This window comes from Jeotgalibaca sp. MA1X17-3, from assembly GCF_021513155.1.
Lineage (GTDB): Bacteria > Bacillota > Bacilli > Lactobacillales > Aerococcaceae > Jeotgalibaca.
In genome coordinates this window covers 1,830,955-1,843,525 of sequence record NZ_CP090983.1, presented here as the reverse complement: position 1 = coordinate 1,843,525, position 12,571 = coordinate 1,830,955, and the positions used below count along the sequence as shown (strand labels likewise).

13 protein-coding genes, 1 pseudogene and 1 other annotated feature are annotated in these 12,571 nt (G+C 35.2%); of the genes and pseudogenes, 12 read left to right on the top strand and 2 right to left on the bottom strand.

What is annotated here, in order from left to right:
- The first annotated feature begins 38 nt into the window (after nucleotides 1-38).
- From thrS to LZ578_RS09205, 10 genes and pseudogenes are all read left to right on the top strand, one after another.
- Nucleotides 39-1,972, top strand: a pseudogene (gene thrS, locus LZ578_RS09250) (threonine--tRNA ligase).
- 29 nt (nucleotides 1,973-2,001) lie between these two features.
- A complete protein-coding gene (locus LZ578_RS09245) occupies nucleotides 2,002-3,192 on the top strand; it encodes an amidohydrolase (protein WP_235144880.1) in 1,191 nt (396 codons plus the stop codon).
- A gap of 56 nt (nucleotides 3,193-3,248) precedes the next feature.
- Nucleotides 3,249-3,385: a sequence feature (ribosomal protein L20 leader region), on the top strand.
- Between the two features lie 25 nt (nucleotides 3,386-3,410).
- Nucleotides 3,411-3,932 carry a translation initiation factor IF-3 gene (gene infC / locus LZ578_RS09240; RefSeq protein ID WP_235144879.1) on the top strand — a complete coding sequence of 174 codons (522 nt, stop codon included), beginning with the start codon at nucleotides 3,411-3,413 and terminating at the stop codon, nucleotides 3,930-3,932.
- 24 nt (nucleotides 3,933-3,956) lie between these two features.
- Nucleotides 3,957-4,157 (top strand): 50S ribosomal protein L35, encoded by a 201-nt coding sequence (gene rpmI / locus LZ578_RS09235; RefSeq protein WP_235144878.1) that lies wholly within the window; start codon nucleotides 3,957-3,959, stop codon nucleotides 4,155-4,157.
- Between the two features lie 57 nt (nucleotides 4,158-4,214).
- Nucleotides 4,215-4,574 carry a 50S ribosomal protein L20 gene (gene rplT / locus LZ578_RS09230; protein WP_235144877.1) on the top strand — a complete coding sequence of 120 codons (360 nt, stop codon included), beginning with the start codon at nucleotides 4,215-4,217 and terminating at the stop codon, nucleotides 4,572-4,574.
- 183 nt (nucleotides 4,575-4,757) lie between these two features.
- Nucleotides 4,758-5,747, top strand: coding sequence for an NAD(P)/FAD-dependent oxidoreductase (locus LZ578_RS09225; protein WP_235144876.1), 990 nt, complete (start codon nucleotides 4,758-4,760; stop codon nucleotides 5,745-5,747).
- 86 nt (nucleotides 5,748-5,833) lie between these two features.
- Entirely contained in the window at nucleotides 5,834-6,208 is a 375-nt protein-coding gene (locus LZ578_RS09220; RefSeq protein ID WP_235144875.1) for a hypothetical protein, read from the top strand.
- 124 nt (nucleotides 6,209-6,332) lie between these two features.
- The gene (locus LZ578_RS09215) at nucleotides 6,333-7,073 is read left to right on the top strand and encodes an MBL fold metallo-hydrolase (RefSeq protein WP_235144874.1); all 741 of its coding nucleotides are present in this window, start codon (nucleotides 6,333-6,335) and stop codon (nucleotides 7,071-7,073) included.
- Between the two features lie 31 nt (nucleotides 7,074-7,104).
- A complete protein-coding gene (locus LZ578_RS09210; protein WP_235144873.1) occupies nucleotides 7,105-8,112 on the top strand; it encodes a lipoate--protein ligase in 1,008 nt (335 codons plus the stop codon).
- Nucleotides 8,113-8,141: 29 nt separating this feature from the next.
- Entirely contained in the window at nucleotides 8,142-8,687 is a 546-nt protein-coding gene (locus tag LZ578_RS09205) for an O-acetyl-ADP-ribose deacetylase (protein ID WP_235144872.1), read from the top strand.
- A gap of 60 nt (nucleotides 8,688-8,747) precedes the next feature.
- On the opposite strand, the gene LZ578_RS09200 is transcribed toward LZ578_RS09205, so the two are convergent.
- Both LZ578_RS09200 and trpS read right to left on the bottom strand, forming a co-directional pair.
- Entirely contained in the window at nucleotides 8,748-9,656 is a 909-nt protein-coding gene (locus LZ578_RS09200; RefSeq protein WP_235144871.1) for a DUF368 domain-containing protein, read from the bottom strand.
- A gap of 102 nt (nucleotides 9,657-9,758) precedes the next feature.
- Complete coding sequence (gene trpS, locus LZ578_RS09195; RefSeq protein WP_235144870.1) at nucleotides 9,759-10,751, bottom strand: tryptophan--tRNA ligase; 993 nt, start codon at nucleotides 10,749-10,751, stop codon at nucleotides 9,759-9,761.
- 390 nt (nucleotides 10,752-11,141) lie between these two features.
- Between trpS and spxA the strand changes: the two genes are divergently transcribed.
- Nucleotides 11,142-11,543 (top strand): transcriptional regulator SpxA, encoded by a 402-nt coding sequence (gene spxA / locus LZ578_RS09190; protein WP_235144869.1) that lies wholly within the window; start codon nucleotides 11,142-11,144, stop codon nucleotides 11,541-11,543.
- Between the two features lie 282 nt (nucleotides 11,544-11,825).
- Complete coding sequence (locus tag LZ578_RS09185; protein WP_235144868.1) at nucleotides 11,826-12,476, top strand: adaptor protein MecA; 651 nt, start codon at nucleotides 11,826-11,828, stop codon at nucleotides 12,474-12,476.
- The last annotated feature ends 95 nt before the right edge of the window (nucleotides 12,477-12,571 follow it).

The following is a 12,571-nucleotide window of genomic DNA, read 5'->3' as shown; positions in this document are numbered from 1 at the left end:
GATTTTTTTTATAAAAAAATAAAGGGGTAGAGAATTCGATGTCAGAAATAGAAATTACATTTCCAGATGGAAACAAGAAAAGTTTTGAAAAAGGTAGCAGTGTTCAAGAAATTGCACAAAGTATCAGTAAAAGCCTAGCTAAAAAAGGTTTAGCAGGTAAATTTAATGGAGAATTGATCGATTATCATCAAGCGTTAGAAACAGATGGTGATTTGGAAATTATTACACCAGAGCATGAGGATGCATTAGGAATCTTGCGTCACTCTACCGCTCACTTGATGGCACATGCCTTAAAACGACTTTTCCCTGAAATTCATTTTGGAGTAGGTCCAGCTATCGCAACTGGTTTCTACTATGATACGGATAAATCTGAACAACTTACTGAGGAACAACTTCCATTGGTAGAAAAAGAAATGATGAATATTGTAAAGGCTAATTATCCTATTGTTCGTGGAACCGTAACACGAGAGGAAGCATTAGAATTATTTAAAGAAGATCCTTACAAAGTTGAATTAATTAATGATTTACCAGAAGACGAAGTTCTGACTGTATATACGCAAGATGACTTTACTGATTTGTGTCGTGGTGTCCATGTTCCTACAACCGGCCGTATTCAAGTATTCAAACTACTTTCATTAGCAGGAGCATACTGGCGTGGAATTCAGATAATAAAATGATGCAACGTGTCTATGGAACAGCTTTCTTCAACAAAAAAGATTTAGCTGAATTCTTAAAAATACGAGAAGAAGCAAAAGAGCGTGATCATCGTAAACTTGGAAAAGAACTAGACTTATTTATGACGAACTCGACAGTTGGACAAGGGTTACCTATTTGGCTACCTAAAGGAGCTACCATTCGTCGTACGATTGAACGATATATTGTTGATAAAGAGATTAGCTTAGGTTACCAGCATGTCTATACGCCTATTATGGCGGATGTGGAGCTTTATAAGAAATCAGGACATTGGGATCATTATCATGAAGATATGTTTCCACCGATGGATATGGGAGATGGTGAATTACTCGTATTGCGTCCAATGAACTGCCCTCATCATATGATGGTTTACAAAAATGATATACACAGTTATCGGGAATTACCTATTCGAATCGCTGAATTAGGAATGATGCACCGTTATGAAAAGAGTGGTGCTCTATCTGGACTGCAACGTGTTCGTGAAATGACTTTGAATGATGCTCATGCATTTGTACGTCCGGATCAAATCAAAGATGAGTTTAAACGTGTAATCGAATTGATGCTTGGGGTTTATGAAGATTTCGATATTACAGATTATCGTTTCCGTCTAAGCTATCGTGATCCAAATAATACTGAAAAATATTTTGATGACAATGATATGTGGAACAACGCGGAAGCGATGCTGAAGGAAACAATGGATGAAATGGGAATGGAATACTTTGAAGCCATTGGCGAAGCAGCTTTCTATGGTCCTAAATTAGATGTTCAAGTGAAAACTGCGATTGGTATTGAAGAAACACTATCTACTGTTCAGTTAGATTTCCTTCTACCCGAACGTTTTGATCTAACGTACGTAGGAGAAGATGGTGAAAACACACATCGACCAGTTGTAATTCACCGCGGGATTATTTCTACACTAGAACGATTCGTTGCTTACTTAATAGAAGAGTACAAAGGTGCGTTCCCAACGTGGTTGGCTCCTGTACAAGCAACGATTATTCCCGTTAATTTGGAGATGCATACAGATAAAGCCTATGAAATAAAAACTCAAATGGACCAATTAGGAATGCGTGTAAACGTGGATGAACGCAATGAGAAAATGGGATATAAAATACGTGCTTCTCAAACCGAAAAAATTCCATATCAACTAGTAATTGGTGATAAAGAGCTGGAAGAAGGAACGGTAACGGTTCGTCGCTATGGTTCAAAAGAAACCAATACATTCCCACTCGTTGAGTTTTTAGAGCAAGTGGATGCAGAAATAAAAAACTTCAGTTAATTGATGATATAAAAGGAAGGGATGATTGAATGATACGTGAACAATTAATGAACTTACTCTCTGAAAAAGAAGAAGAAATGATTTCTCTTCGTCGCCATTTTCATGAAAATCCAGAAATTTCGTTTCAAGAAAAAGAAACAGCCAATACGATTGCTAGCTATTATGAAGGAAAAGATGTTGTAGTCCATCGTAATGTAGGAAATGGGTATGGAATCGTAGTAGACATACAAGGTAAAAAACCTGGAAGAACAATTGCTTTACGTGCAGACTTTGATGCCTTACCAATTCTAGAAGAAACCGATTTACCTTTTTCTTCAAAAAATCCTGGAGTGATGCATGCTTGTGGTCATGATGGACATACTGCCTATATGATGGTATTAGCGGACTGTTTGATCCAGTTGAAAGATCAGTGGAATGGAACGATTAAAATTGTTCACCAACATGCAGAAGAAATGGCACCAGCGGGAGCAAAAAGTATTGTTGATTCTGGGCTATTAGATGATGTCGATGAAATTTATGGAATTCATTTCTTTCCAACACATGATGTGGGAGAAGTATTCTATACAAGTGGCTGGGCTTTTGCTGGCTGTAGTGATCTATCTATTAAGATAAAAGGAAAAGGTGGGCATGGTTCTATGCCTCATACTGCTAATGATGCGATTGTAGCAGCTTCTTCCTTAGTGATGAATCTTCAAACCATCGTTTCTCGAAGAGTGAACCCATATGATATGGCTGTAGTCACCATTGGTTCATTTGAAGGGGCAGGTGCTAGTAATGTAATTAAAGACAACTTAATTTTACGTGGAGATGCCCGATACATGGATGTTTCAGTGGGTGAAAAAATTGAAATAGAACTTCGTAAATTAGTAAAAGGTTTGGAAGAGAGTTTTGATGTCAAAACAGAAGTGGAATTTCTTTGGGATTATCCGCCTGTATATAATCATCCTGAACAAACTGCTAAAGCAATAAAAAGTCTTGAAGACCATGGTGTTGGAGAATATATGACTCAAGCAATTGATTCACCGCCTTCTACCGGTGGGGAAGATTTCAGTCAATACTTATTAAAAATCCCTGGTTGCTTTATTAATGTCGGCTGCAAACCGGAAGCAAAAGAAGTATACCTCAATCATCATCCGAAATTTGATGTAAACGAAAAAGCTTTATTAGTAGCAGCAAAAGCCGTTGGTGATATTGCTTTGACTGCATTAGAAATGCAATAAAAAAATAAAAATGATTTGACAAATAGCAAGGAACCTTGTATACTATAAAAGTTGAGAAATGAAAGCAGAAGCACCCGCTTCTCGCCTAAGTTGACGAATGCGTCCTTGGGCTAGATAGATACAAGTTTTCCACAGTGAAGTCTATTGTGGTGTTTGTAATGGCGGGTCATGGGATCCGCCATTTTTTTGCACTTTTCTCTCAAAATTTATGGAGGTGAATGACCATAGCTAAAGATATGATGGTGAATGACGGTATTCGAGCACGCGAAATTCGCGTGATTGGTGGCAGTGGTGAACAAATAGGAGTTAAATCGAAAGCTGACGCACTTCGATTAGCAGAAGAGGCAAACTTGGATTTAGTATTAGTATCACCAAATGCAAATCCGCCAGTTGCCCGTATTATGGATTATGGTAAATTCCGTTTTGACCAACAAAAGCGTGAACGGGAAGCTCGTAAAAACCAAAAAGTGGTAAACGTTAAAGAAGTAAGACTGAGTCCTACCATTGATGAACATGATTTCCAAACTAAACTGCGTAATGCACAGAAGTTTCTGGAAAATGGTGACAAAGTAAAAGCTTCTATCCGCTTTAAGGGACGAGCAATTACGCATAAAGACATTGGACGTAAAGTTCTTGATCGTTTAGCATCCGAATTAAAGGAGCTTTCAACAATCGAGACATATCCAAAAATGGACGGCAGAAGTATGTTCCTAATGCTCGCTCCAAAAACAGAGAAATAACGAAAACTTTAGGAGGAAAGAGAAATGCCAAAACAAAAAACACACCGTGGCTCTGCTAAACGTTTCAAAAGAACTGGTAACGGCGGACTAAAACGTTTCAGCGCGTTTACAAGTCATAGATTCCACGGAAAAACAAAGAAACAAAGACGTCAGTTACGTCAACCATCAATGGTTCATGAATCTGATATGAAACGTATTAGCCAACAATTGTCACAAATGAAATAATAAAAACTAACTAATTATACAGGAGAGAACAAATTGTTCTCATAAGGAGGAATTACCATGCCACGTGTTAAAGGTGGAACAGTTACCCGTCAACGCCGCAAGAAAGTACTAAAACTTGCTAAAGGGTATTATGGTTCAAAACATACATTATTTAAAACAGCAAAACAAGCAGTAATGAAATCTTATATGTACGCATACAGAGATCGTCGTCAGACAAAACGTAATTTCCGCAAATTGTGGATTACTCGTATTAATGCAGCTGCTCGTCTAAACGGAATGAGCTATAGCACATTGATTCACGGTTTGAAACTTGCTGAAATTGAAATGAACCGCAAAATGCTAGCTGATTTAGCTGTTCATGATGCTAAAGCATTTACTGCAATTGCAGAACAAGCAAAAGCTGCTTTAAATAACTAATTCATATTAAAGTCTCTTTCCTTATAGGAAAGGGACTTTTTTGTTTATTAGCAAGATAACTATTCTTTTAGTTTTTTTAAAATAATTGTCATAAACTGTCCACATCATTGTTATCGAACTTAGAGTATGATAATTTGAAATAGGATAAATATTTTAAAATACAGATAAAGATGAGGTCACTAAATGGAACGAGCTAAAAATAGAATTGCTGTTATCGGAGGTGGCATCAGTGGATTAACAGCCGCTTATGAAATCAACAAGGCGATCCAAAAAGAAAAATTACCTTTTAATTTTATTCTTTTAGAAAGACGTAATAAAATAGGCGGTATGGTGAAAACTATTGAAATGGAAGGTCATTCGATTGATGTTGGAGCAGCCAGTTTTGATATTCGTAGAGAAGATATTCGTCCTTTTTTAGAGGAACTAGGATTATCTGCAGAAATTCAATACAGCATCAGCGGAAAATCTGATCGATATAATGGACACGATTTTATTTATAATGAAAAACCAACCTATCATGGAGTTCCGATTCGTAGAACAGGTTTTTTACATGATCGTGGATTAACCTTACATGATAAATTAAAAGTGATCATCAATGGATCTTTTCATAAACAAAAAAAGAGTGAAACATATTCTATTTCAACTAGTCAATTTTTAGAGTATCGTCTTTGTAAAGAGGCAGCCACCTTTATTGCCTATCCACATTATCCAGAGAATATATATGGGTCTATGGAGTTATGTCCACCTAATTTTTTTGACCCAAACTTAATTGATTTATTTGAATATTCAGATGAACCACTAAATAATATAAAAGAAAAAATTGAACCCTACAAAGATAAGCCTGGAAACGAATTTAACTTATTGAATGGGATGAGAGTTTTTGTAGATCGTTTAAAACAACAAACAGAAGCGTATATAGAGACTGGAAAGCAAGTAACGGGAATGGAAATGTTGGATCAAGGTCTTGTACTCTTAAAAGTTAATGAAACAGAAGAAATTCGAGTAGGAAGTGTTATTTCGTCTATTCCATTGACAGAATCCCATCAAATTCTAGATAAGAGATGGAAAGAATCAGAACTCATTCCCAAACCAATTGTTTCCAGTATGTGTACGATTCTTTTTCAATTTAAAAAGGAACGATTACTAAATTTCCAAAGGGGTATGGTTTTGTAATTCCTAAAAGAAGTTCATTTCATATTACGAAGACTACTATACTAAATCGGAAATGGTCTTCTTTTAAAGATTCTGAGTATGATTATTTGTTAGTTGAATTTGGTCGTCGTCAAGAGGAGACGTTGATACAATTAGATGATGAAACAATTCTTTCTATTATTGAAAAAGAATTGACTCAAATTATGGGATTAGAAGGAAGTTATCATTTTGCACGGGTCTTTCGTTGGCAGCATGCGATACCACATTTACTACCAGAAGATCGGCAGGTTCTGGAGGGAAATACATATCGATTAGATAACTTTTTTAGACAACGTGGAATTTTTGTAGGTGGGAATGGACTGAGAGGGTATGGCTTACCTAATGCAATTGCAGAAGGAAAAGAGTTAGCTCAAGCAGCCATTACCTACATGAGAGAACGAACGAATAGTCCCTTACTCCAGTCCACTTCAACAAAGATGTAATAAAACAACTCTCTAGATTTCTTCTTTTAGAAATCTAGAGAGTTATTTTTTTGGGGAGGAGCTTCTTGTCAGAAGATGTTATAATAATTCTAACAACAAATATAAAGGAAAGGAGAGTAGGAAGATGGAATTAACTATTTTAGGTTTTATGGGAGGATATCCAAGTAAAGGGATTGGTACAAGTTCTTACGTATTAGAATCGGATCATTTTCACTTATTGATTGATGTGGGAAGCAATGCAGTACTTGCTTTGGAACAACAAATGGATCCTTTAGACATTGATGCCGTTATTCTCACTCACTATCATCCGGACCATATTGCAGATTTAGGTGTTTTACAACATGTTTTTCTTTTAAAAGAACGGTTTGATAAAAAAGAAAAAAGTGTGTTGCCGATTTATGGGCATGCAGAATCTGAGTTACACAAATTACGCACACATCCTGAAGTTACAAAGGGTGTGAATTATAGTGGAAAAGAAAAAATAGAAATTGGGCCTTTTCATATTGAATTTTTGAGAACCATTCACCCGGTCCCATGCTTTGCTTTACAAATTACTGAAATAAAAACAAATAAGAAGCTGGTTTTCACAGCAGATTCTGGTTATATGGAAGAATTTATTCCTTTTTCAAAAAATGCTGAATTACTATTAGCAGATACAAATTTCTTTCAAGAAGGAGAACATCCACCTATTCATATGACTTCTAAGGAAGTTGGTACGCTTGCACAGTCGGCAAATGTAAAAGAAGTAGTCTTGACTCACCTTCCACCAGAAGGAGATTGGCAGAAACTTTTGAAAGAAACACAAGCCGCAGCAGGGCCTGTACCTGTGTCATTAGCAGTGCAAGGTAAAAAAATAAGCATATAAAAAATGTATAGAAAAGATCGGAGTCGATAAAATGTATTTCGTAGACAACCAAAATCAATTTGATCCAAGTGTAAATATTGCTTTAGAAACTTATTTATTGAAAGAGAAAGCAATGGATGAACCTATTTTACTTTTTTATATTAATGAGCCATCTATCATTATCGGTAGAAATCAAAATACGATTGCTGAAATTAACCAGAAATATGTAGAAGAAAATGGCATTCATATTGTTCGACGTATGTCAGGTGGAGGAGCCGTTTATCATGATCATGGGAACTTCTCATTCTGCTTTATTACAGAAGACGATGGCAACTCATTCCGAGATTTTGCTAAATTTACTGAGCCAGTTATCGGGTTTTTACATAGTGTTGGTGTTAAAGATGCGGCTCTCAAAGGACGGAACGATTTAACCATTGGGGAGAAGAAATTCTCTGGTAACGCCATGTATTCTACTAATGGACGGATGACTGCTCATGGAACGATCTTATTTGATTCCGATTTGGATGCTATTACAAATGCATTGAAGCCAAGAAAGGACAAAATTGAATCTAAAGGAATAAAATCCATTCGGAGCCGTGTAACGAATATCAAACCGTTCTTAGATGAGCAATATAAAGATTTATCTACAGAAGAGTTCCGTGATTTGATGTTGCTACACATCTTTGAAGTAGAAAAACGAGAAGATGTGAAGGAATATAAGTTAACAGAGGAAGATTGGAAACGAGTATACGAAATTCGTGAAGAATATTTTAATAATTGGGATTGGAACTACGGAAAATCACCCAAATTTGAAATCGAAACGTTAAAACGATTCGCAATCGGAAGTATTGATTTTCATTTTAATATTTCTAAAGGTAAAATTTCCCACTCTAAAATTTATGGAGATTTTTTTGGACTAGGAGAAATTGCTGACGTGGAAGAGGCTCTTATTGGAGCGAAATATACGAAAGAAGATGTAAAGGCTGTTCTAAGTAACCTTGACTTGAAAAAATATTTTGGAAATGTAACAGCTGAAGAAATTGTTGATTCCTTGTTTTAATATAAAAAGGAAAGGAAAATAACTAGAAAATGGAACCCTTTCAAGTGGAAGAAATAGCAAATCGAATAGAGATTGTGCGGGGGGATATCACCCAACTGCATGTAGATGCGATTGTAAATGCTGCAAATAAAAGTTTATTAGGTGGGGGTGGTGTAGATGGAGCGATCCATCGTGCTGCCGGACCTCAGTTATTAGAAGCAACCAAAAAACTTGGCGGTGCAAATACGGGTGAGGCGAAGACAACAAAGGGATATCGTCTAGATACCAAGTATGTTATCCATACGGTAGGTCCAATTTACAAAGATGGAAGTCATCAAGAACCGGAATTTTTGAAGAGTTGTTATCAAAACTCCATGAACGAAGCGATAAAGAAAAAAGTAAAAACCATTGCTTTTCCTTCTATTAGTACAGGAATATATGGTTATCCAATAAAAGAGGCTGCAACGATTGCTTTTCATACGGTAGTTGAGCAGCTTTCATTAGCATCTTTTCAAGATATTGAAAAAGTTTATTTTGTAGTATTTGATCATGAAGCTGAAACCATCTATCAAAAATTATATAACGAATTTTTTTAAAAAAGTTCAAAATAAAAAAGTTTCAGAAACAATTTTATTTGTTTCTGAAACTTTTTTGTTTTATTTAATTTTTTTAGGCTCATCTGTTTTACCTAATACGTATGTTACGTACGCAAAGCCAATTAGCAATACAATACCGATGATGATAAAGATTCCCCCGTTTGGTTCTTCTAGACGATTGAGGGCATTGGTATTGATTAAAATAGCCAACGGAGAAGCTAATACTAATCCTAAAATAGCACTATAAGTCATTACGGGAAGATTTTTAAATAAATAGCTGACTAATTTACTGATGAAAAAGATTCCTAACAGAATTCCAATTCCAAATGGAAGGAGCAGTCCAACCCCATACAATAACCCGTTAAAATCTAAGGTACGAAGTGCATTTGCAAAATCTGTTACCGTGTTAAGGATGTTGTAGTAGAATCCTAACACCATCAAAACCAATGAACCACTTACTCCAGGAATAACCATTGTTGCAGAAGCAATCACTCCGATAAAGAAGAGAAGGATAACATTACTAAAAGTAAAGTCGAAAGAAGAAAGACTTGCATCACTTTCTTGAATCAATGCCATTCCTGCAACTAATGCAAAGGAAACTAAAAATACAAGAAGGTGTTTGAAAGACAAAGTAGTCTGTTTAGTTCGAAGTGATTCTTTTAGAGAAGACCATAATATTGGAATTCCTCCCAATATTAATCCAATAAACGCTAATGCAGTTGGAAGTGTATACTGGCTAAGTAATAGTTCAATTAAGTAAGAAAAAGCGACAATTCCTCCTGCGAGCCCTATGATAATGGGAGCAAGAATTCGTAAACTGTTTTTCCAATCTTTTAATAGATTGGCGATGGAGAAAATTAAATCGTCGTAGACACCTAACGATATAGCCATTGTACCTCCACTGACTCCGGGGATAATATTAGCAATACCAATTAACATGCCTTTAATCGTTAACCATAGATAATTCATTTTTATAAGCCACCTCATTATGATTGTGTGTTCAATCTGAAAAAATAGGAAATCAAAAAGATGGCTTGTCTTCTGTTAAAGCCTATTTTTCAGTGAATCTTTTTATCTTCCTAATCCAATTGCTTGTTCCATTTTAGATAACGTTGTGTTTGCAATAGCAGAAGCGCGGTTTGCACCTTCTGTCAAAATAATATCTAGTTCTTCTGATTCAAGCAACTCATAATATTTATTTTGAATGGGTTCTAGTTCTGAAATAACAGCATTTGCTAGTTGTTCTTTAAAATTTCCGTACCCACTATCTGCAAATTCTGCTTCCAATTCTTTTATGGTTTTTCCACTGAAAGCTGAGAAAATAGTTAAAAGATTTGAAATACCAGGTTTGTTTTCTTTGTCGTATTCAATGATACCACTAGAGTCAGTAACTGCACTCTTTATTTTTTTCATAATTACTTTAGGTTCGTCCAAAATAGAAATATAGCCTTTTTTATTAGTGTCAGATTTACTCATTTTACTAGTAGGTTCTTGTAGACTCATGATTCGGCTACCTTCTTTTTGAATAAAAGGTTCTGGAAGAACAAGTAAATCTTCTCCTGCACCATATTTGTTATTGAATCGTTGAACAAAGTTTCTAGTTAATTCCATATGTTGCTTCTGATCTTCACCAACGGGGACAATATTTGTATTGTACAAAATAATATCAGCAACCATCAGAGGTGGGTACGTCAGTAAGGCAGCTGATACTGATTCTTGCTTGCCAGCTTTATCTTTGAACTGGGTCATCCGTTCCAATTCGCCTATATACGTATTGCACTGAACGATCCAAGCCGCTTGTGCGTGTGCAGGCACCTCTGATTGGATAAATATAATAGATTTAACTGGATCAATACCAAAAGCTAGGTAAAGGGCTGCTAGGCCTCTGGTTCTTTCGTTTAGTATCTTTGGATCTTGAGGAACCGTAATTGCATGTTGATCCACAATACAATAAGTACAATCATATTCGTTTTGTAAAGCAACGAAATGTTTCATCGCACCTATATAATTCCCAATTGTAGGTATTCCACTAGGTTGAACACCTGAAAAAACTTTTTTCTTCACTCTAAATCACTCTCCTGTTCATTACTTTCTTATTATAGCTTATTTGAGCAAGGGAATACACCGTTTTTAACAATAGATTGTGAAGTGAAAACAATGTTACAAGATTAAAAACTTATAACAAATATTACAAATGAGACTCCTTTAGATTGTAATTATTACTAACTATAAAAATTTAAAAAGAATGAAAAGTATGAACAATACTATTGAATCAACACTTTCGTTTATTTTTCAACAAAAAAACATATGAAACTTTGAACGATATATGTACATAAATCGAAATAACTTTAAAAAAAGGGTGGCTTTATTTCACAAAGTAAGGTATAATTCAATATATAGATAATGAAAGCTATAAAGATAAGTACATTGCTTATAGGAAAGGGGAGATCCAGTATGGTAACTCTATATACTTCACCAAGCTGTACTTCTTGCCGTAAAGCTCGCGCATGGCTAGAAGAAAACGATATATCTTATTCAGAGCGCAACATTTTTTCTGAACCTTTAACCGAGGTAGAAATTAAAGGAATCTTAAAAATGACTGAAGAAGGAACTGAAGAAATCATTTCGACTCGTTCAAAAGCATTTCAACAAATGAATGTGGATCTCGATGATTTGCCTTTGAATACATTATTCAAACTAATCCAAGAGAATCCAGGACTTTTACGTCGTCCAATCATCCTTGATGAGAAGAGATTGCAAGTTGGTTATAATGAAGATGAAATTCGTAGATTCTTGCCAAGAGAAGTACGAGCGATTGAACTTCAAAGAGCTCAAGAATTAGCAAATTTCTATTAATATTTAGTTTATTTATTAAGGCACATCTAGCTTTCAGCAGGTGTGTCTTTTCCGTATGTCCTAAGCTAGTAGTAATTTTCCCCACTTCTAAATAGTAAGCAGAAAAATTGCCTTTTAAGAGTGTTCGACGTATAATTATAGCTTATGAACCGTTGCAATTAGTGGGATAGAAAAAACTAAGAATGTTGTAGTTAATCTCTAGTTCAGAGGTTTACCTTTACAATTCATACAATTGATTTACAATAGAAGTAAGAAATAGGAATAAAAGTGAGGTGTGGCATCATGGAAATGGAAAATATTAACGAAAATACAATCCGTGTTTTGATTGAGAATTCAGATTTAGAAGAACGAGGGATTACCTTTTTAGATCTTTTGGGGAATCAAAAGCAGATTGAAAACTTCTTTTATAGTATTTTAGAAGAGGTAGACGTTGATGATCAATTTCACGAAACAGATGCAATTACTTTTCAAGTACTGCCGAATGGAAATGGACTGGAATTGTTCATCAGTAAAGGTCATGGTGAAGACCTCGACTCCTTTGAAGGAGAAGATAGTGCTTTAGAACATGTTATTGATTATATGAAAAAGCAATCACAGTTAAGTGAAAAAGATAAAAAGTTGAATAAAGATGAAAATGACTTAGGTCCTTTAGAAATTATGTTGAAATTCTCTGATTTTGAATACTTCTTAGAAGTATCCAAGAGATTCTTTTTAGAAAGTGGGTTATCTACACTTTATTACTATGAGGAAGCATATTATCTTTCTATTGTATTCTTTATAGACAAAATGACAGAGACGAATTTAGAAAATGAAATTGCGATAGCACTTGAATTTGCTGAAGAGTCAGACATTGCAACAGAAGTCTTAGGAGAATACGGAAAAGTGATCATGAAGGGAAATGCGTTAGAAACAGCGCGACACTTCTTTAAGTAACTAGGAAACTAAATATATATTCAATAAAAAAGTAGCTGAGAAAATTGAACTGCCCCCTGTCAAGTAGACAGGTAAAAAAACAAATTGTTTTAGAC

Coding starts and splice junctions, on each gene's coding strand:
- LZ578_RS09245 (WP_235144880.1), top strand. CDS start 2,002: ATGATACGTGAACAATTAATGAACTTACTCTCTGAAAAAGAAGAAGAA.
- infC (WP_235144879.1), top strand. CDS start 3,411: ATGACCATAGCTAAAGATATGATGGTGAATGACGGTATTCGAGCACGC.
- rpmI (WP_235144878.1), top strand. CDS start 3,957: ATGCCAAAACAAAAAACACACCGTGGCTCTGCTAAACGTTTCAAAAGA.
- rplT (WP_235144877.1), top strand. CDS start 4,215: ATGCCACGTGTTAAAGGTGGAACAGTTACCCGTCAACGCCGCAAGAAA.
- LZ578_RS09225 (WP_235144876.1), top strand. CDS start 4,758: ATGGAACGAGCTAAAAATAGAATTGCTGTTATCGGAGGTGGCATCAGT.
- LZ578_RS09215 (WP_235144874.1), top strand. CDS start 6,333: ATGGAATTAACTATTTTAGGTTTTATGGGAGGATATCCAAGTAAAGGG.
- LZ578_RS09210 (WP_235144873.1), top strand. CDS start 7,105: ATGTATTTCGTAGACAACCAAAATCAATTTGATCCAAGTGTAAATATT.
- LZ578_RS09205 (WP_235144872.1), top strand. CDS start 8,142: ATGGAACCCTTTCAAGTGGAAGAAATAGCAAATCGAATAGAGATTGTG.
- LZ578_RS09200 (WP_235144871.1), bottom strand. CDS start 9,656: ATGAATTATCTATGGTTAACGATTAAAGGCATGTTAATTGGTATTGCT.
- spxA (WP_235144869.1), top strand. CDS start 11,142: ATGGTAACTCTATATACTTCACCAAGCTGTACTTCTTGCCGTAAAGCT.
- LZ578_RS09185 (WP_235144868.1), top strand. CDS start 11,826: ATGGAAATGGAAAATATTAACGAAAATACAATCCGTGTTTTGATTGAG.